At 42.7% G+C, this 19829-nt stretch carries 20 protein-coding genes and 1 riboswitch; of the genes, 11 read left to right on the top strand and 9 right to left on the bottom strand.

Annotation, left to right across the window (positions count from 1 at the left end):
- Nucleotides 1-95 precede the first annotated feature (95 nt).
- Nucleotides 96-914: an undecaprenyl-diphosphate phosphatase gene (gene bacA, locus AACQ38_RS01500; protein WP_011148106.1), complete on the top strand. Its 819-nt coding sequence runs from the start codon at nt 96-98 to the stop codon at nt 912-914.
- Between the two features lie 65 nt (nt 915-979).
- On the opposite strand, the gene AACQ38_RS01495 is transcribed toward bacA, so the two are convergent.
- Together AACQ38_RS01495 and AACQ38_RS01490 are read right to left on the bottom strand one after the other, a co-directional pair.
- Nucleotides 980-2230, bottom strand: a complete 1251-nt coding sequence (locus tag AACQ38_RS01495) for a multifunctional CCA addition/repair protein (RefSeq protein ID WP_165577239.1) — start codon at nt 2228-2230, stop codon at nt 980-982.
- A 15-nt stretch (nt 2231-2245) separates the two neighbouring features.
- A complete protein-coding gene (locus AACQ38_RS01490; RefSeq protein WP_011148104.1) occupies nt 2246-2866 on the bottom strand; it encodes a TIGR04211 family SH3 domain-containing protein in 621 nt (206 codons plus the stop codon).
- 261 nt (nt 2867-3127) lie between these two features.
- Between AACQ38_RS01490 and AACQ38_RS01485 the strand changes: the two genes are divergently transcribed.
- The 3 genes from AACQ38_RS01485 (at nt 3128) to hldE (ending at nt 8482) form a co-directional block, all read left to right on the top strand.
- Nucleotides 3128-4066, top strand: coding sequence for a CYTH domain-containing protein (locus AACQ38_RS01485; RefSeq protein ID WP_011148103.1), 939 nt, complete (start codon nt 3128-3130; stop codon nt 4064-4066).
- Nucleotides 4067-4099: 33 nt separating this feature from the next.
- Nucleotides 4100-6970 (top strand): bifunctional [glutamate--ammonia ligase]-adenylyl-L-tyrosine phosphorylase/[glutamate--ammonia-ligase] adenylyltransferase, encoded by a 2871-nt coding sequence (gene glnE, locus AACQ38_RS01480; RefSeq protein WP_165577238.1) that lies wholly within the window; start codon nt 4100-4102, stop codon nt 6968-6970.
- 87 nt (nt 6971-7057) lie between these two features.
- Nucleotides 7058-8482, top strand: coding sequence for a bifunctional D-glycero-beta-D-manno-heptose-7-phosphate kinase/D-glycero-beta-D-manno-heptose 1-phosphate adenylyltransferase HldE (gene hldE, locus AACQ38_RS01475; protein WP_011148101.1), 1425 nt, complete (start codon nt 7058-7060; stop codon nt 8480-8482).
- Nucleotides 8483-8563: 81 nt separating this feature from the next.
- On the opposite strand, the gene AACQ38_RS01470 is transcribed toward hldE, so the two are convergent.
- Nucleotides 8564-8713 (bottom strand): hypothetical protein, encoded by a 150-nt coding sequence (locus AACQ38_RS01470; protein ID WP_158538189.1) that lies wholly within the window; start codon nt 8711-8713, stop codon nt 8564-8566.
- Nucleotides 8714-9071: 358 nt separating this feature from the next.
- Between AACQ38_RS01470 and AACQ38_RS01465 the strand changes: the two genes are divergently transcribed.
- From AACQ38_RS01465 to AACQ38_RS01455, 3 genes are read left to right on the top strand one after another with little or no spacing between them, the layout of a single operon-like run.
- Nucleotides 9072-9743 carry a CsgG/HfaB family protein gene (locus AACQ38_RS01465; protein WP_011148100.1) on the top strand — a complete coding sequence of 224 codons (672 nt, stop codon included), beginning with the start codon at nt 9072-9074 and terminating at the stop codon, nt 9741-9743.
- A 21-nt stretch (nt 9744-9764) separates the two neighbouring features.
- Nucleotides 9765-10124, top strand: a complete 360-nt coding sequence (locus AACQ38_RS01460) for a DUF4810 domain-containing protein (RefSeq protein WP_011148099.1) — start codon at nt 9765-9767, stop codon at nt 10122-10124.
- Nucleotides 10121-10783 (top strand): DUF799 domain-containing protein, encoded by a 663-nt coding sequence (locus AACQ38_RS01455; protein WP_058589149.1) that lies wholly within the window; start codon nt 10121-10123, stop codon nt 10781-10783. The genes AACQ38_RS01460 and AACQ38_RS01455 overlap by 4 nt, the downstream gene beginning before the upstream one ends.
- A 79-nt stretch (nt 10784-10862) precedes the next feature.
- Here AACQ38_RS01455 and ubiK read toward each other — a convergent pair whose 3' ends face one another.
- On the bottom strand, nt 10863-11153 hold the full coding sequence (ubiK, locus tag AACQ38_RS01450; protein WP_058589148.1) for a ubiquinone biosynthesis accessory factor UbiK: 291 nt from the start codon (nt 11151-11153) through the stop codon (nt 10863-10865).
- 136 nt (nt 11154-11289) lie between these two features.
- Nucleotides 11290-11467: riboswitch (FMN riboswitch) on the top strand.
- 145 nt (nt 11468-11612) lie between these two features.
- Here ubiK and ribB point away from each other — a divergent pair.
- Entirely contained in the window at nt 11613-12266 is a 654-nt protein-coding gene (gene ribB, locus AACQ38_RS01445) for a 3,4-dihydroxy-2-butanone-4-phosphate synthase (RefSeq protein ID WP_165577237.1), read from the top strand.
- 194 nt (nt 12267-12460) lie between these two features.
- Nucleotides 12461-13246, top strand: a complete 786-nt coding sequence (ygiD, locus tag AACQ38_RS01440; RefSeq protein ID WP_058589147.1) for a 4,5-DOPA dioxygenase extradiol — start codon at nt 12461-12463, stop codon at nt 13244-13246.
- 238 nt (nt 13247-13484) lie between these two features.
- On the opposite strand, the gene AACQ38_RS01435 is transcribed toward ygiD, so the two are convergent.
- From AACQ38_RS01435 to AACQ38_RS01420, 4 genes are all read right to left on the bottom strand, one after another.
- The gene (locus AACQ38_RS01435; RefSeq protein ID WP_165577236.1) at nt 13485-13760 is read right to left on the bottom strand and encodes a type II toxin-antitoxin system RelE/ParE family toxin; all 276 of its coding nucleotides are present in this window, start codon (nt 13758-13760) and stop codon (nt 13485-13487) included.
- A gap of 2 nt (nt 13761-13762) precedes the next feature.
- The gene (locus AACQ38_RS01430) at nt 13763-14011 is read right to left on the bottom strand and encodes a CopG family ribbon-helix-helix protein (protein WP_036778328.1); all 249 of its coding nucleotides are present in this window, start codon (nt 14009-14011) and stop codon (nt 13763-13765) included.
- A 470-nt stretch (nt 14012-14481) separates the two neighbouring features.
- The gene (locus tag AACQ38_RS01425) at nt 14482-15642 is read right to left on the bottom strand and encodes a glutathionylspermidine synthase family protein (protein ID WP_165577235.1); all 1161 of its coding nucleotides are present in this window, start codon (nt 15640-15642) and stop codon (nt 14482-14484) included.
- Nucleotides 15643-15648: 6 nt separating this feature from the next.
- Nucleotides 15649-16353, bottom strand: a complete 705-nt coding sequence (locus AACQ38_RS01420) for a DUF1190 family protein (protein WP_011148090.1) — start codon at nt 16351-16353, stop codon at nt 15649-15651.
- 411 nt (nt 16354-16764) lie between these two features.
- Here AACQ38_RS01420 and AACQ38_RS01415 point away from each other — a divergent pair, with 411 nt between their 5' ends.
- Nucleotides 16765-17166 (top strand): DUF2628 domain-containing protein, encoded by a 402-nt coding sequence (locus tag AACQ38_RS01415; RefSeq protein WP_058589144.1) that lies wholly within the window; start codon nt 16765-16767, stop codon nt 17164-17166.
- A gap of 248 nt (nt 17167-17414) precedes the next feature.
- On the opposite strand, the gene tolC is transcribed toward AACQ38_RS01415, so the two are convergent.
- On the bottom strand, nt 17415-18788 hold the full coding sequence (gene tolC, locus AACQ38_RS01410) for an outer membrane channel protein TolC (RefSeq protein WP_011148088.1): 1374 nt from the start codon (nt 18786-18788) through the stop codon (nt 17415-17417).
- Between the two features lie 359 nt (nt 18789-19147).
- Between tolC and nudF the strand changes: the two genes are divergently transcribed.
- The gene (nudF, locus tag AACQ38_RS01405) at nt 19148-19789 is read left to right on the top strand and encodes an ADP-ribose diphosphatase (RefSeq protein ID WP_011148087.1); all 642 of its coding nucleotides are present in this window, start codon (nt 19148-19150) and stop codon (nt 19787-19789) included.
- Nucleotides 19790-19829: the final 40 nt, after the last annotated feature.

Genomic DNA, 19829 nt, shown 5'->3' with positions numbered 1-19829 from the left:
ATTATGTCAATTGATTAATGACAATGGGAATAATGGTAGCTGAGTTTATTCCATGCTACTTGTTTCGGATATTTATTAATGGGCGACCTCTCTATATGACTGACCTTTCTACCTTGTTTCATGCAGCTATCCTTGGTGTTGTTGAAGGGCTAACTGAATTTCTTCCTGTTTCCTCTACCGGCCATATGATCATTGTTGGCCATATGTTGGGATTTACTGGCGATAAAGCTGAAACATTTGAAGTTATTATCCAGCTTGGATCTATCCTTGCTGTGGTAGTCGTGTTTTGGCGTCGCTTATTTGGGCTCATTGGTATCCACTTTGGTGAAGTTCCTCATGAAGGTAAAACCAATGGCAAACTGAAACTGAGTCATATTATTTTAGCAATGCTACCTGCGGTGACACTTGGGTTGATGTTCCACGATGTCATCAAATCACTGTTTAACCCACAAAGCGTGATGTACGCCTTGGTTATTGGTGGTGTGTTGCTGATTACTGCAGAAATCTTGAAACCTAAAACACCAAAAGCAGAGGGGCTGGATGATATTACTTATCGTCAGGCTTTTATGATTGGCTGTTTTCAGTGTCTGGCTTTATGGCCGGGATTTTCCCGTTCAGGTGCGACAATTTCTGGTGGAATGCTGATGGGGGTTAATCGTTATACTGCATCAGAATTCTCGTTTATTTTGGCTGTACCGATGATGATGGGAGCAAGTGGATTAGATTTATATAAGAGCCTGCACTTTTTGAGCGCTTCTGATATCCCAATGTTTGCTGTTGGTTTTGTTACTGCATTTGTTGTCGCGTTAGTCGCCATTAAAACTTTTCTGGCATTGATTAAGCGTATATCTTTTATCCCATTTGCTATCTACCGCTTTATTGTGGCAGCCGCTGTTTACTGGGTATTTATGTAGTGAATGGTTCCCCCTGATATCAATTTAACTCAAATATTGCCTAGTGTTTGATATCAGGGGATGTTTCAGGTAACAGTATTGTCTTGAGCTGTATCGTCTTGTTGTTTCCATTGCGCCAATGCATGCTGACGTTGACGTCGTAACTCATGACCAATGTCAGCACCACGTAATCCACTGTCTACAATATTTTTCACCTGAACCTGGCTGGCAACTTTGAATGCCTGTCGCAGACAATCACCTTGTGGATAGGGTGTATCTTCAAAACCGGTACGACCCCGCGCATCGGCTTCACTGATGATAATTAATTGCTCTATTCGCTGAGGCTTACGCCATGCATCAACAGCATCAAACAACTTAAGTAATGTTTTCGGCCGCAATTGAGCGACGGTATGCACTAAATCATGATATTGAGCAGCCAGTTTTGCTAAATCACGAGCAGAATTAGGAACACGCAGACGTTGACATAATTGGTCAACTAACTTAACGCCCGCTGGCCCATGTCCATAATGGTGAGGCCACTGTTCTGGTGGTGTCAACCCTTTGCCAAGATCATGGCATAGAGCAGCAAAACGACTATCGACTTCATCTGTTAATTCAGTCGCTACTTTCAGCACCATTAACGTATGAATACCGGTGTCAATCTCAGGATGCCACTTCTCTGGTGCGGGAATACCAAACAAATTATCAATTTCAGGAAACAACACTGCCAATGCACCACAATCACGTAAAACCTGAAAAAAGACCTGAGGGGAAGGGCTAGCAAGGGCTTTCTCGGTCTCTTTCCAGACACGTTCTGGTGTGAGTACTGATAACTCGCCATTGATTGCCATATTTGACATTAATGCTTGTGTTTCGGACGCGATGGTAAACCCTAAATGGGCGAAACGAGCAGCAAAACGAGCGACTCGTAATACCCTTAACGGATCTTCAGAAAAAGCATCAGAAACATGGCGTAGAATACGATTGTTCAAATCATCAACACCATGATAAGGATCGACCAGTTCACCAGTGGGTGTTTGAGCGATCGCATTAACTGTCAGATCACGACGCTGCAAATCGTCTTCCAGTGTGACATCTGGCGCTGCATAACAAGTGAAACCCGTATATCCCAGGCCGGATTTTCTCTCAGTGCGTGCTAAGGCATACTCTTCATGGGTTTGAGGATGCAGGAACACCGGAAAATCTTTGCCAACTTGCTGATATCCCAAGGATAACAGCGCTTCTGATGTTCCACCCACAACGACCCAATCCCGCTCTTTTACAGGAAAATTTAGCAGTCGGTCACGTACTGCGCCGCCAACCAGATAGACTCTCACCTAACATGTTCCTTATTAACTCATCCAACGGTCATTACGCTTACGGCGAGGGATCATATGTGGCAGTAATAGCCCAAAGATTAAACCAGCGCCTGCAACACCACCGCCATACATAAACCATTGCAGAATGATATTACGTTGTTTGTCATCAAGTTGCAGATTTGCAGCATCAAGCTTTTTTTCTGCTACCGTCAGTTTGTTTTTTAACCTCTCATTCTCTTTTTTCAGTTCTGCAACAATGCTACTACTATTGGCAGCCTTCAGTTGCATGTCGGCAGTGCGCTGATTCCAGTTATTGTCTATATTGGCTAACTTCTCTGTCAATGTTTTCACTTCCTGTTCCAACTCAGGGAGGCGGGTGCGTAGGCTTGGTTTATTACTGAGTTGGTTAACGGGTAGCCAGACAAGGCGGCCTTTATCATCTTTAACTTGAGCGTAATTACTATCCCGATTGATGCTTATCAATGTGACTTCATCACCGGCATTCAGTGTACCGGCAATACGATACTGGTTACCCGGCCCGGCGTGTGTGTAGGTAGATAACTCATCAGATACATAGCGTTTTCCTTCCGCGTAGGTAGTGAGCGAAAAGCTGAGGCTCATTAACGCCGTGAGAAGTAAATGTAGTTTTCGCATTGTGATTTCAACCGTTTTTTATCTATGGTGAGTTTAGAATTTGATAGTAAAGAGTTAAGTTTGCTAGAGCAATCAGTAAACCAAAATGACATTTTTCTAATTGGTTGAATACGGGGCTTGTTATCTATTGAACGAAGCATTTCCTGTTAATGGCTATCATAACTTGCAGAAAAGGAAAATTTTAATTTTTTTCTTACTCATCGTAGCAAAAAGCGAAATCAAGGTAAGATGAGAGCAAAGATTGTCATCAACGGTGTAGATATGAGTGTAGAAATTGAATTAAAACTTATTGCCAAACCACAAGTTATTCCTACCATTCGCCAGCAATTATTGTTACTTCCGCATGACTATTTTTCTCCCCAAAAGTTGACCAATATCTATTTTGAAACGTCGGATAATCAACTGCGTGGTCTTGATATGGGGTTGAGGATCCGTGGTTTTGATGATCAATATGAGATGACGGTTAAAACAGCAGGTAAGGTGGTTGGCGGGTTGCATCAGCGACCGGAATATAATGTGCCATTGGCAAAGCCGGAATTGGCATTGACTCTGTTTCCACCGCACATCTGGCCTGACAACTGTGATGTGGAAGCATTGCAATCCCGTTTGAATGCATTATTCAGTACTGACTTTATGCGTGAGAAGTGGGTAGTAACTTATGGACAAAGTGAGATTGAAGTGGTGCTCGATCAGGGAGAAATTATTGCAGCCAATCGTAAGGAGCCAATCTGTGAGTTTGAACTGGAGTTAAAGCGAGGAATCATAGCCGATGTATTAGCATTGGCGGTTGAATTGGCAAAATCAAATGGCTTGCGGCAAGGAAATAGAAGCAAAGCGGCCCGTGGTTATCAATTAGCTCAGGGAAAACCAAAAGCAGTTTGGCCTTCAACTCAAGTGGAAATTGATATGCGGCAGTCATTGCCTTCGGTACTTACGTCAATATTAGCCCATTGGCAGGAGCAAGAGGAATGTTGGCTGGCCGGTTTATCAGACGGTCGAGATGGCTTAAAGCAAGTACTGACTTTGATTCAGCAGACGATCGAATATTCTAGTGAGTCGGAACAGTTGGATAACCAATTAGTTGCTATCAACCAGAAATTATTGGATATGGAAACAGAAGCTGAAACGCTATGTTATAGCTCGCTCTATTTGCAATGTAAGTTGGCACTGACTATGTGGTTAATAAATCTATGTGGTTAATAAATTTCTCCGTTTAAATAACAGGAATTCTCTATGTTGCCACTTTCAACTCCGCTTCTGGCCCAGTTACAGCGTGTGACTGAACATTTTCATCAACTGACTTTGAACGTTGAGCCTGTTGCTGCTCATGAGCAGGCCATATTATCCCTGAGCGATTTTGTTGTTGAAAACCTGCAAGCTCATCCTGAATGGTTAGTTGAGATCCGCCAACATCCACCTGAAGCGCAGGAGTGGCATCAATATACTGAATGGCTGCAACAGTTACTCGCATCAGTAGAGGATGAAAATACCCTCATGCGGGTTTTACGCCAGTTCCGTAACAAGATTCTGGTCAGAATAGCTTGGTCGCAGGCGCTACATAGCATTACGACTCAGGAGACTCTGCAACAGCTTAGTATGTTGGCTGAAACGTTGATTATTGCTGCCCGTGATTGGTTGTATCAGCGTTGTTGTCAGGATTGGGGAACGCCTTGTAATGAGCGGGGCGAACCACAACCGCTGTTGATTATCGGTATGGGAAAACTGGGCGGTGGTGAGTTGAACTTCTCTTCTGATATTGATCTGATTTTTGTCTATCCTGAAAACGGCATTACCCAAGGTGGCCGGCGTGAAATGGATAACACCCAGTTTTTTACCCGCCTGGGGCAGCATCTTATCAAAGTGCTCGATCAGCAAACTGTGGATGGTTTTGTGTATCGGGTAGATATGCGCTTGCGCCCGTTTGGTGATAGTGGCCCATTGGTGTTTAGTTTTGTTGCACTGGAAGATTACTATCAAGAGCAAGGGCGTGATTGGGAACGTTATGCGATGGTGAAAGCACGGATTATGGGTTCGGACAACCAAGCGTATGGTGAAGAGCTACGTCGAATGTTGAGACCATTTATCTTTCGCCGTTACATTGATTTCAGTGTGATTCAATCCCTGAGAAATATGAAAGGCATGATTGAACGGGAAGTGCGGCGCCGTGGCTTGAAAGACAATATTAAACTGGGCGCTGGTGGTATTCGTGAAATTGAATTTATCGCCCAGGTGTTCCAACTGATTCGTGGTGGACGTGAACTGTGTTTGCAATCTCAGGCGTTGTTACCAACTCTGCAAATAATAGCGAAGTTGACGCTTTTGCAATCATTGCAGGTGAAACAACTTGCTGACGGTTACCTTTTTTTGCGGCGGTTAGAAAATCTTTTACAGTCAATTAATGATCAACAAACTCAGACTTTGCCAGAAGATGAGCTGAATCGTTCACGACTGACGTGGGGTATGGGATTTGAAAGTTGGGACGCCCTAATAATTGAATTGAACAACAAGATGAGTGCTGTTCGGGCTATTTTTACGCAATTAATTGGTGATGACAGTGATAATAGTGATGAGGAACCTAGCCATGTACCATTTAAAAGTCTGTGGCTGGAAGATCTCGAAAAAGAAGAGTTAATCATACTCGCTCCGCATTTGGATGAAGAGATTGCACAGCAGATATTGCATATTATTTCTGTGTTCCGCCATGATGTGGGTAAAAGAACCATTGGCCCGCGTGGGCGCGATGTGCTCGACCATCTGATGCCACGTTTGTTGGCAAAAGTTTGTTTGCGACAAGATGCCAATAATCAAGATGTTAATAATCGAAATGTTAATATAGTGCTAGAGCGGGTTATCCCTCTGTTGTTAAGTATTGTCAGCCGTACAACTTACCTGGAACTGATACTTGAATCGGAAGCTGTACTGGCACATGTTATCCGGCTGTGTGCTGCTTCACCGATGATTGCGACTCAGCTTGCCTGTCATCCATTGTTGCTGGATGAGCTGCTTGATCCACAATTTCTGTATGAACCTTTGCCGCTGAATGCCTATAAAGATGAGTTGCGGCAATATTTGTTGCGGATACCAGAAGATGATGAAGAGCAGCAATTAGAGGCGCTCCGCCAGTTTAAGCAGGCGCAATTACTGCGGATTGCGGCGGAGGATATCACTGGCGTGTTGCCGGTGATGAAAGTCAGTGATCATCTCACTTACTTAGCAGAAGCGATTATTGAAGCGGTGGTTTTACAGGCGTGGGGGCAAATGGCAAAACGTTATGGTGTTCCATCACATCTGAGTCAGCGGCAAGGATTGGGATTTGCTGTGATTGGTTATGGTAAATTGGGCGGTTGGGAGTTGGGTTATGGTTCTGATCTTGATTTGGTTTTCTTGCTTGACTGCCCGATGGATGTGATGACTGATGGCGATCGATCGATTGATGCCCGGCAATTTTATTTGCGTCTTGCCCAACGAATTATGCACTTGTTCAGTGCTCGAACCTCCTCTGGTGTGTTGTATGACGTGGATGTCCGCCTGCGTCCTTCAGGCGAATCAGGCATGTTAGTCAGTACCATCGGTGCGTTTGCTGATTATCAGCGGAATCAAGCGTGGACTTGGGAACATCAGGCGTTGGTACGTGCTCGTATGGTATTTGGTGATGAAAACTTGCATCGGGATTTTGAGCGGATACGCCATCAGACGATATGTACGCGACGAGAACCCGCGTTGTTACGTCAGCAGGTAAGGGAAATGCGGGAAAAGATGCATAAACATTTAGGCAGTCACCATTCAGATCAATTTGATATTAAAGCTGATCCGGGGGGTATCACCGATATCGAATTTATCGCTCAATATTTGGTGCTTCGTTATGCGGCTGAAAATGAGCGTTTGGTGCGTTGGTCGGATAATGTGCGAATTTTTCAATTAATGGCGGCTTATGAAATTATGGATGAAGATGAGGCAGCCGGATTAACGCAGGCTTACGTTTCTATGCGTGATGAACTACATCATCTGACGTTACAGACGCATTCCAGTCGAGTATCAATCCACTGTTTCAGTGAGCAGCAGGAACGGGTACGTCGTAGTTGGCAACAGTGGTTGGGTGAATAATAACGGGTTTACCGGTTTGGTGTAGGGATTTTACGGTCATATGATAATATTTGGCACCAATTTGATATCTAATATTTGGAGCAAGGGATGAAAATGACACTCCCGGATTTTCACTGTGCAGAGGTTTTAGTCGTCGGTGATGTTATGTTAGATCGCTACTGGTATGGGCCGACCAGCCGGATTTCGCCGGAAGCGCCGGTGCCTGTAGTAAAAGTCAATACCATTGAAGAGCGTCCGGGAGGCGCTGCCAACGTTGCTATGAATATTGCTGCTCTTGGGGCAAATTCACATTTAATCGGTTTGACTGGGATTGATGACGCAGCACATGCGCTGAGTGAGAAACTGCGCAGCGTCAAGGTGCGCTGTGACTTTGTTTCTGTCCCAACCCATCCGACAGTGACTAAACTGAGGGTACTTTCCCGTAATCAGCAGTTAATTCGCTTAGATTTTGAAGAGGGTTTCGATAACGTCGATGCACAGCCAATGTTTGAGCGCATTGAACAGGCGTTACCCCATATTGGAGCATTGGTTCTATCTGACTACGCCAAAGGTGCACTGAGTCAGGTTCAGGAAATGATCAAACTGGCAAATGCGGCCAAAGTCCCGGTATTAATCGATCCAAAAGGTAATGATTTTGAGCGTTATCGAGGTGCAACTTTGCTAACGCCAAATCTGTCTGAATTTGAAGCGGTCGTGGGCCACTGCAAAGATGACAATGAGTTGGTTGAGAAGGGAACTCGGCTAGTTAAGGGTTTGGATCTTCAGGCATTACTGATCACCCGTTCTGAACAGGGAATGAGTTTGCTGAGTGTTGATCAGCCACCACTGCATTTGCCTACGCAGGCGCAAGAAGTGTTTGATGTTACGGGTGCTGGCGATACAGTTATTGGTGTGTTAGCAACGGCGATTGCGGCTGGAAAGCCACTGAATGAAGCTTGTTTCCTGGCGAATGCTGCTGCGGGGGTTGTTGTTGGCAAACTGGGAACGTCGACCGTTTCGCCGATTGAACTGGAGAATGCTATCCGTGGCCGCGCTGAAACAGGTTTCGGTGTGATGACCGAATTTCAGCTTAAACAGGCTGTTGTTGATGCTCGTCAACGTGGTGAAAGGGTTGTGATGACTAATGGCTGCTTTGATATTCTGCATGCAGGTCATGTCTCTTATCTGGAGAATGCCCGTAGACTGGGTGATCGGTTAATTGTTGCTGTTAACAGTGATGCATCAACTAAACGGCTGAAAGGTGAGAGTCGTCCAGTTAATCCACTAGAACAACGAATGATTGTGTTATCTGCTCTGGGCGCGGTGGATTGGGTTGTTCCATTTGAAGAGGATACACCACAGCGATTGATTGCGGATGTTTTGCCGGATGTATTGGTAAAAGGGGGAGATTATAAACCGGAAGAAATTGCTGGTAGTGAAGAAGTTTGGGCTGCGGGCGGAGACGTCAAAGTGTTGAACTTTGAAGATGGTATTTCGACAACCAATATCATCAAGGCGATTAAAAATCAGTAAATAATGCTTTAGCTTGTCATTGAAAATAGTCAGAAGATATTACTGCATTGATCACTGTAAATTATTTATTTGATCATATTATTAGAATGAAAGTCGGGTAAGAGATGAAATCTTCCCGGCTATTTTTTTATTTAATTTGTACTTAATTGAGTGATATTTCATCATAAATAATATATACCCGTCATCTTTCAAGTTGCCTCTTTGTTGGCTGCACTCACTTACCCCGGTCATATCGTTATCTATGCTCCCGGGGATTCGCACCCTTGCCGTCGCGATGCATCTTGAAATCCATAAGGTATAGATATTTGTAATATCGTGTGCGAGTCATTTAATTAACGATACAATTATTATAATAACAATTTAAGTTAGTGTGATTTTATTATCTATTTTGTGGGGGATTTATCAGAAGAAGTGTGATGTAACAGATAGTTTTTTATCTTTGTGGCATAAAATGCTGGTCACGTAACGTCGGCTTATTCATAATGATTTCTGATGTAAATGATTTTTTAATGGAATATGTTATCTATAACTTTTACATCTTAAAGTTAGTAGATAAACGGATAAATTTTTTACGTAGGAATAAGTTCTTATGCAAGGTAAGTTGATTTTATCTTCAATTTGTTTGGCTTCGGCAATATTAGCAGGGTGTACAACTGAATCTTCTAATACCGTCCAGGTACAAAAAGTTAATTCTTATAATACAGTATATCAAGGTGTTCGTAGTCCAATTGCGATTGGTAAGTTTGAAAACCGTTCCAGTTATCAAAATGGCATTTTCTCTGATGGCGTTGATCGCCTCGGTAATCAATCTAAAACGATTTTAATCTCGCATTTACAACAGACCGGGCGCTTTACGGTGCTGGAACGCACCAATATGGCGGAACTGAAAGCAGAAGCGGGTTTACAAGGTAAATCGCAGAAGTTGAAAGGTGCTGCTTACGTTATTACTGGTGATGTGACTGAATTTGGCCGTAAAGAAGTGGGTGATCATCAGTTATGGGGCTTGTTAGGGCGTGGTAAATCACAGGTGGCTTATTCTAAAGTCATGCTAAATGTGGTGAATGTAGAAACTTCCGAAGTGGTTTTCTCTGTGGCTGGTGCAGGAGAATATAAATTATCCAACCGTGAAATTATCGGCTTTGGTGGTACCGCCAGCTATGATTCCACACTGAATGGTAAAGTATTGGATCTGGCTATTCGTGAAGCAGTAAACCGTCTGGTTGAAAGTGTTGAAACCGGTGCATGGAAGCCATCTAATTAAGAAATATAGGGATATATATTCATGATATTAATGAAAAAAGCGGGCTTATTGCTGGCAGCTATGACCTTAGCGGGTTGTGTCACTCAGCCAAAAACAATTTATGAGTGGGATAAATACCAACCTACAATTTATCAGTATTATCAGCAGGATAAGATGGGGTTTGAAGAACAGTTACAGGCTTTGCAGCAGGTGATTGAAAGAGCGAAAGCCAAAGATAAGTCTGTACCGCCTGGGCTGCATGCTCAGATTGGCTTGCTTTATAGCAAAACAGGTCGTGTTTCAGAAGCATTTCATCAATTTGAAATAGAGAAAAAATTGTTCCCTGAGTCAGCGCCATTTATGGATTTTCTATTAAGTAAAAATAAAGGAACTATGCAATGAACCGTATTCTCGTCGCATTAAGTCTATTGGCGGCATTTGTGCTGACAGGATGTAGTAAATCTGTCCCTTATGATTACACTGCATTTAAAGAAAGCAAACCTAAATCTATTCTGGTTCTGCCGGCGGTAAACAAATCTCTGGAAGTTAAAGCAGGGCACAGCCTGATTTCTCATGTGACATATCCATTGGCAGAATCTGGCTATTACGTTTTTCCGGTTGCTGTTGTGGAAGAGACATTTCAGCAAAATGGTGTGACAGCGGCACAGGATGTTCAGGATATCAGTTACAAAAAATTGCATGATATTTTTGGTGCAGATTCAGCGCTCTATTTGGATATTGAAGAATATGGTACGCAATATCAGATTATCAACAGTGATACGCGTGTAACGGCTTCCGCGAAGCTGGTGGATTTGCGTAGTGGTAAACAACTGTGGCATGGTCGAGCAATGGCTTCATCAACTGAAAATCAAAGCAATTCGAATAATCTTGTTGGCATGTTGGTATCCGCCGTAGTTTCACAGATAGCTAATACCATTATGGATAAAGGTCATGAAATCGCTGGCATTACAAGTAACCGCTTACTGACAGCCGGTGGTAGTCGTAGTTTGCTGTATGGTCCACGTTCTGAGCATTACGGTAAAGAAAACCAGAAGCATTAATCTCTGATTGGTGTGGATGTGTAATGAGCAGATATCACATTCTGCTCATTATCACGGTTATTTTTATGTATGGTAATAATTACTCTTCTTTTTTTGTCGTGTTATCAGCAGATGGAACATTCTTATTCTCAAACTTCGCTTCTAGTTCACTTAAACGCTGTTCCATCGCGGTCAATTTTTCACGAGTACGTAACAGAACCTGAGTTTGGATATCAAATTCTTCACGATTCACTAAATCAAGCTTGCCAAGTTGGGATTGCAAAATCATCCGTAATTTTTTTTCTACATCACCACCAAACTCTTTAACCCCTTTTGGTAAAGAATCTTGGATCTGGCGGGCAATTTGTTCAATTTTTTTGGGATCGAGCATGATGCATCCTTTTTATGACATAAATAATTTCTGAATAGTGTAATACCAGATAGTAAAACCATAAACCATTGTGAGCTAGGTTTCATATTTGATTTTGTTGATTGCCGCTGGCAAATATTAGCGTTATAGTTCACTGGCTTATCTCAGGGCGGGGTGAAAGTCCCCACCGGCGGTAAACATCAGTCCATTTTTTGAGTGGCATGGTGAAGCCCGCGAGCGCTCCGTTTGTGGTTATCTTAATGATAAAGCGGAGGTCAGCAGATCCAGTGTAATTCTGGAGCCGACGGTGATAGTCCGGATGGGAGAGAATAACGGCATCTGTCGGGCTTTGTGCTCGCCTGTTGTTCCGGCTATGGTATTCACACATGATATTAATGTTATGGCATGATGTTATAGCGAGAACTCCTCAAGACCGCCCTGATTCTGGTAATCCATAAATTTTAATGAGGTTTCTTTACCATGAATCAGACGCTACTTTCTGAATATGGCACATCATCAGAACGTGTTGAACACGCCATTAACGCTTTGCGTGATGGAAAGGGGGTGATGGTGCTGGATAATGAAGATCGTGAAAATGAAGGTGATATTATCTTTGCGGCCGAAACAATGACTGTAGAGCAAATGGCACTGACTATCCGTTATGGCAGTGGTATTGTCTGCTTATGTCTGACAGAAGAGCGCCGTCAGCAATTACAATTGCCCATGATGGTAGAAAATAACTCTAGCCCGTTCCAGACTGCATTCACCGTAACCATTGAGGCCGCTCAAGGAGTGACGACGGGGGTTTCTGCGGCTGACCGCATCACGACCATTCGTGCAGCAATTGCTGATAATGCCAAACCAAGTGATTTGAACCGTCCGGGACATGTTTTTCCACTGCGCGCTCAACCTGGTGGCGTGTTGGTTCGTCAAGGGCATACTGAGGCAGCAATTGATTTAGTCAGTTTAGCCGGATTTAAACCGGCAGGTGTATTGTGCGAATTAACCAATGATGACGGTTCAATGGCGCGTACTCCTGAAGTAGTGCAATTTGCGAAGCTACATAATATGCCGGTAGTCACTATTGAAGATCTGGTGATTTATCGCCAGGCAATAGAACAGAAAGCAAGCTGAAACCTAATTGTCCGATAACCAGATGAAATATCAGTTATAACGTACATACTTTTTAAAGTCACAGTTTGCGCAAGCTGTGGCTTTTCAGTTTTTTTGAAAAACTCCATCACCATTAGCCCACTGTTTTGCTTATCTAAAAGGCGTAACCTGTCAGCAAGTATTAAAATTACCTATATTTGGTGTGAGAGGTCATTATGAATATTTCCAGAATGCCGGCACTGTTTATTGGTCATGGCAGTCCAATGAATGTACTGGAAGAAAATCGCTATACCAATGTGTGGCGTGAACTTGGTGAAAGACTGCCTGTACCCAGAGTGATTCTGGCGATTTCTGCTCATTGGTATACCAATGGCACACTGGTAACAGCCATGACACAGCCGAAGACTATTCATGATTTTCGTGGTTTTCCACAGGAATTGTATGAAACTCAATATCCGGCTAAGGGCTCGCCTGAACTGGCCGCTTTAGTGCAAGAGATGCTGGAACCTGTAGAAGTTTATGCCGATCATCATCAGTGGGGGTTGGATCACGGAACTTGGGGAATTCTGGTTAAAATGTATCCATGGGCCAATATTCCTGTGATTCAACTGAGTATAGATGATGCCAAGCCAGCGACGTACCACTATGAATTAGGGAAAAAGCTGGCTGCTTTACGGGATGAAGGTGTTTTAATCTTGGGGAGTGGTAATGTAGTACACAATCTTCGTGCCATGAAGCGGCAAGATCCTAATGCTGAACCTTACCCGTGGGCGGAATCATTTAACCATTATGTGCGTGATAACCTTACCAGTTATGAGCAACCTTATCCTTTGATTCATGCACTGGACAGAGAAGATGGTCTATTATCGAACCCATCTCCTGAACACTTTTTACCGTTGCTGTATATCATGGGAACGTGGGATAGAAAAGAAGCGGTTTCCATTCCTGTCGATGGTATTGAGTCTGGTTCGCTGAGTATGTTGTCTGTGCAGGTTGGTTGAATTGAACGTTCTTGTTGTTATTATCCGCATTTGACATAAGAGGAGTTCATTCAACAGCACAGCCGGTTGAGTGATGCTCAGGGGGTAATTGCCCATGAATTGGGGCTTTCAAGTTGGGTTAAGCTGAAAGCCCATGTCGACGTACTGGAACAGGTCAGAATGGCTAGTTAAATTCAGAATTTAGCACCAGATCATGAACTTGTTATACTGAATATCCTTTTGTGAGGATGGTTTTTAACTAACGGTTTTCGCGGGTATGCCAAAGGTCTACAATGTAAATTGTATCGTTGGATATCTCGTAATGGACTTCGTAATCACTAAAAAGTACCTTACGTACCTCGCGGGGCTTATATCTAGGCTGAGGAATCCCTATCTTAGGTTGCAGTGCCAGATCTGTAGTGCTGATAATTAGATGGTCTAACACATTATTAGCATGTGATTTACTGTATTGACAGGCAAAATGATAGATGCGCTTCAAATCATTTTGAGCTTTAAGTGTCCAATAAACCTCCATGATTATGATTTTTTCAGCTTGGATGCAAAATTAATAACATCTGAATGATTCACAATACGGCCTGTATCGACATCCGCGAGGCCAGCCAAAATCATTTGGTGGCGATGTTCACGTTCCTCAATCATTGAGGTAAGAGCCTCTTTAATGATCCACGATTTTGAGCGGTCTAACTCTTTGGCTAAATCGTTTATGGCTGTAGCTAGTTTGATCGGTATCTGTGCGGTAATTGTCTGTTTTGCTGATATGGACATAAGAGCTTCCAATAAAAACCAATAATAGTTATTGAACACTATAGCATCAATAACGGCTGGATTCTTTATTTTTTAAGGCTTGATAGCTGACCGGTGAGACAGGGATTTTCTTGCCCATTGTGTGAAAATGCATTGATGTTTCGTCACTAAAAATTTCATTGGTTCAATTATCTTTGTGTTATATATAAAGGAATCGATTTCGTGAGCAGTCTAATAGAATGAGGTCAAAAAAGATTGTAAAGTGATAACACTAAATTTTAGCTTAAAATATGGACAGTTATAACTGCAATTTTAATATCATGAGCTACAGTACAGAGATATTTAAAAATGACGAATAAGGTTGACATTGATAGAGGTAGATTAATCTATAGGGTATATAAGCTTATAAGAATACAACGTTTTTATCGGATTGTTGAAGGAGGAATCTTTGGCGTTGTGGCAACCTGCTTTAATTCCTCCTTGGTGAGTAATTAATCCAAAATAATATGTGGATAGAAGCGAGATAAATCTTGGGTTATTAGTTCACTGTCTTCCCGCAAACCAATACCGCAAGGCTGATCATTTACCAGCCAGCTACCAATAAGCGTATAATTGTCACCGAATTTTGGCAGTGTATGAAATTGCTGAACGATCATACCTTCTTTACCGTAAGGGCCATCAACACTGGCAATTTCCTTGCCCTTTTCAATAATACGGATATTAGCCCCTTCCCGTGAGAACAGCGGCTTAATAACATAGTTATCCATTGCCGGATAATTATCATCGGCAAAATAAGCAGGTAGCAGGTTTGGATGATTTGGAAACATCTTCCACAACATGGGTAGCAATGCTTTGTTGGAGATAATACTTTTCCACGCGGGCTCTAACCAACGAACGCCAGCATCTTCCAATTTGGTAGCGAAAATCTCACGGAACATCAATTCCCAAGGGTAGAGTTTGAATAGATTGCTGATCACCTGGTCTTTTAGATCAGTAAACTGCCCTTTTTCTCCCAGACCGATATCTTCAATAAATAAGAACTCGGTTGGAACACCGGCTTCCAGCGCACAATCTTGCAAGTATTGAACGGTACCGCGATCTTCTTCCGTATCTTGACAGCAAACCATGTGCAGTAAGCCAAAGCCATGTTCATCACGCAATTGAGCAAAGCGTTCAATCAATTGCTCTTGCATGCTGTTGAATTGATCGGCATGTGCTGGCAGTAACCCGGCATTCATCTGATCTTCTAACCAGATCCATTGGAAAAAAGCGGATTCATACAGCGAGGTTGGCGTATCAGCATTATTTTCCAACAATTTTGCCGGGCTTTTACCGTCGTAAACCAAATCCAAACGGGAATAGAGTGACGGCTGGCTGGTAATCCAGGAACTACGGACAAAATCCCAACAATGTTTTGGGATCTGAAATTTAGTCAGCAATTCTTCACTATCGACAACTTTCTCGACTACCTGCAAACACATTTGATGTAGTTCAGCGGTGGTAGCTTCGATTTCTTCAATTTGGGCAAGAGAAAATTGGTAATAAGCTTCTTCACACCAGTAAGGTTTGTCATACATGGTGTGAAAATTAAAGCCATATTCTATCGCTTTTTCATGCCAATCCGGACGTTCAGTAATAGCAATACGTTTCATCCGTGGTTAGCCTCCAACTGAACGGGATGTGGAGCCCGAAGAGGCGCTGCGTTGCATGGTTGACTGTTTGGCGACAGAGTCACCGAAGCCGCCACGGGTAATGGTTGTGGTTGTTGCTGGTTTTGGTGCCATAGCCGTTTTAGGCACTGTCATGGAACGGCCACCTGCGGTTGCAGGGCCATAGCTTTTACCTGTCGAATCAACGAATTGACCGTTTGCCGGGCTGGTAGCGGATTTGGAGCTAAACAGAGGTTGTGATGGTGCTGAGCCACCGCCCATTAGACGCCCCATCATGTAACCTGCCATCAGCGGCATCCAGAAGCTGCCGCTTTGCTGCTGCTGTGCCTGTGCTTCACCATTGGTGGAGGTACTAGAAGTAGTGGTGCCAAGGCCAGCTTGCGCCGGGGTTTGAGTACATTGTGCTTCACCAAATTCGGCAATACAGTCTTCTTTGGTGGCATATTTAGGCGCTGTTTTTTCCGCTTCTTTCAACGCATTGTTGTAAGCAGTAGTACATTGCTCACTTTGTGATGGATTGGCTTGAGAACATTCATCTGCATTCATGTAAAGAGAGACAGTTTCATCACTCTTTTCACAGGCAGATAACATGAAAACCGCACTGACAGCTATTGCCACAGGTGCAAGGCGATAGTTACGCCAAGCCTTACGGAATGTGTCGTGATTAATATCTTTGGTCCGCTTTATTGTCATCGTCGTATACCCAGATTTTAGATGTCTATGATTCTTTATGAAATAGCTTTAAGGATAGGGGAAATATGAACAAAATTAAAGCATAAACCTTCGAATTGCTAGCTTGATTTTTTGTCTGACAAAGATATGGCCGGATATTGATTATTTGGTATTCCGTTTAATCTGGTTTTAATGTTGAAAAATATCTATTTTTTAGAAAAACAGTGCCGAAATTAATATTTTATGATATTAATCTTAATCTCGTAAATTTCAGTGAATTAAAGGTGATTTAATATGTAACATGATGATGTAAGTGAATCTACTAATTATGTTTTTTACTTTATGTCTCTAGCAAATAATCTTAAATTAATAACTTTTTGTGATTATATTATTGGTATTGTATTTTCTATTTTAATTAAGGAATTAAGTAGCATGGATAAAAATCAATATTCGGAAAAATGGCAGATGCGCTTTGCATTCTTTGAACAGAATGGTGCTCCTAAAACGCCTGAGCACAAAGCTGCCATGAAAGTAGAACCCTATATGCGCCGTATATTGTTGAACATGAATTTTATTGCCTTCTTTTTTGGTTTTATTTACTTTTTTGTTTTAGGTTTATGGCGAAAGAACCTGACTTTATTTGGTGTTGCTGTTGTAGTGATAATTATATTGGAGATTATGGAAAGTGTCTTGAGTATTTATATTCCTCCTGCTGTCGACATGGGGATTAAATTTGCGTTTTCAGCAATATGGGGAACCACTGCTAACTATGCCTATTATCTGAAAGAAAAAGTGAATAGCCAGAGCTGGAATCCATTTGAAGGATTATTTTAATTTATGTGTTTTTTCATTAAGAAAAATATCTGTTTATTGTTTCAGAACCCAATTATATACCCTATGGATTTCAAGATGGATCGCGATGGCAAGGGAGTGAATCCTCGGGAGCATAGATAACGATGTGACCGGGGTGAGTGAGTGCAGCCAACAAAGAAGCAACTTGAAAGATAACGGGTATAGTTGGTTGGAAATAAAACAGCCCGCTTGATGGCGGGCCGTTAATTTAGTGGAAGTGAAAGACTGTATCAGTTACGAGCAGAAGTTACTGGGGTTCCTGTTCCCTGAACAATGCTGTTAGCGGAAGTTGAGAGCTGTTTACCTAGCGAATTATTCAGAGCAACTAAATCCTTCTCATTTAACGTACCCAGTGCATGCTGAATATTCAGTTGATTAATCAGATAATCATAGCGAGCATTGGATAGCTTCTGTTTGGCATCGTACAACTTGGTCGTGGCATTCAGTACATCAACAATGGTACGTGTGCCAACTTGATAACCCGCTTCCATTGCGTCGAGCGAGCTTTGCGCCGAAACAACAAGCTGTTTGTAGGCGTCGATACTGCTGATGGAAGCAGATATGTTGTTAAAGGAAGAACGGACAGTCTGTACCACATTGCGGTAAGTGCTCTCTAATTGTTCGCTGGCGCTGACAAAACCATATTGTGCTTGTTCAACGCGGGAACTGGTGGCACCGCCGCTATAAATTGGCAGACGAAGTGTCAGGCCAACGCTGTTTTCACCGCTATAGTTGTTTGATCTGCCTGGTGCATGATTCTGGCTATTTGAAACATTGGTAGAAGCGCCTAAATCAATAGTTGGCATATGGCCGGTTTGGGCTGCTTTGATTTGTTCACGAGCCAGATCCTGACCTAAACGAGCAGATAGTAAACTTAAATTACGTTTCTCTGCCTCTTTTAGCAGAATATCTACCGCTTCTGGCTTCTGTGTTTTGAAATGATCAATATTTAGTGAGGCTAACCGAGGGTAATAAATCCCCGTGACCTGACGCAGGGCTTCCAATGCATTGTCCAGCTCATTACGGCTGGCAACTTCCTGAGCGAGTACATCATCGTAATTAGCTCGGGCGTTCTGGACATCAGTAATTGCAACCAGACCGACATTAAAACGTTGAGTCGTTTGATCCAACTGGCGGTAAATGGCCGCTTTCTGAGCTTCAATGTAGGAGAGTGTATCAATGGTGCGCAGTACTTTGAAATAAGCTGTTGCACTATCCAAGATCAGTTTTTGTTCACTGCTTTGATAGGTAACATCAGCAATACCTGCCGTTTTTTCTTCTAAGTTCAATAGGCGCCATTTAGACATATCAAAAATGGTTTGAGTCAAACCAAGCTTTGCATTCAATGTATTGCTTTCTGTGTCACGTTGATCGCGGTAACCACTGTTATAGGCGTATCCGGTATTTAATTCCAACTGAGGTAATAATGGGCTACGGGATTCATTAATTTTTTCAAAAGCTTTATTACGTTCAGCCATTGATTTACGTAGTTCAGGGTTACCCTCTTTTGCTTGCTTATAAACTTGCAAAAGATCTTCAGCTTGACTCATCGAACTCAATCCCGTCAGGCTCATAGCGATAAAAATGGAGAGCAGTTTCTTCATTGTAATTCCTTGATTGCACAGCTATTTTGCTCGTTGTCTATCCCATTAGGCTATTTTATTTACCATGCTTTGTGATAAAGAGTGAATGCTTCAGGTGCTGCGCACAGCCTGAGTTCACTGTTCATTTACAAAAACGGCCTGCACCAATTACGCTTATTGGGATAGACTCTTACGTTGCCTTGGTGAAAAACGAAATGTTACTGATTCTAGCAGAGTATGCTATCAGCGAAAGGTAGCCGTTTGTGCCATATTGCCTTAATTTAGTTTAACTTTACACCATCAACGAGTGAATTTTTTAACTCTGCTTGATTAATATCATCTTAGTGGCTAGCAAGTAAGGAACTATTTAGGAGAATTTTATGCATAAGAAGCCGTTAACGCCAGTCATGTTGGATAAGCAGGATATAGAAATTATCGCGAAAAAAAGTTTGTACAATGGCTTCTTTAAACTGACAAATTACCGTTTCCGTCATCGTCTGTTTGCCGGTGGTTGGAGTGAAGAGGTTAGCCGTGAAGTTTTTGAGCGGGGCCATGCCGGCGCATTGTTGCCTTATGATCCACGTCGTGATGAGGTTGTATTGATAGAGCAGATACGTATTCCGGCAATAGAGACGAAAGCGACGCCATGGTTACTGGAAATTGTTGCCGGTATGATTGAAGAGGGCGAAGATGTCGAACAGGTGGTGCGCCGCGAAACAATGGAAGAGGCCGGAATCGAAGTTAAACGTTGCAGACCCGTGTTGAGTTATCTCTCCAGTCCCGGAGGAACAACGGAACGTATCTCTGTGATGGTGGGGGAAGTGGATGCCACGACAGCGACCGGTATTCATGGATTATCTGGTGAACATGAAGATATTCGGGTGCATGTGGTAAGTCGTGAACAAGCTTATCATTGGATGGAAGAGGGAATTATTGATAATGCTGCTTCAGTTATTGCGATACAATGGCTGGCATTACACCATGAAAAGTTAAAAAAAGAATGGAATTCAGATAATTCCTAATTTTTAACCGAGAAAAGGGAAGTGTGTGCCAGTCAGCAGA

Source organism: Photorhabdus sp. RW14-46, assembly GCF_963887965.1.
Classification (GTDB): domain Bacteria; phylum Pseudomonadota; class Gammaproteobacteria; order Enterobacterales; family Enterobacteriaceae; genus Photorhabdus; species Photorhabdus laumondii.
Note: the sequence above shows the minus strand (reverse complement) of the source record. Positions and strands in the feature narration are given on the sequence as shown.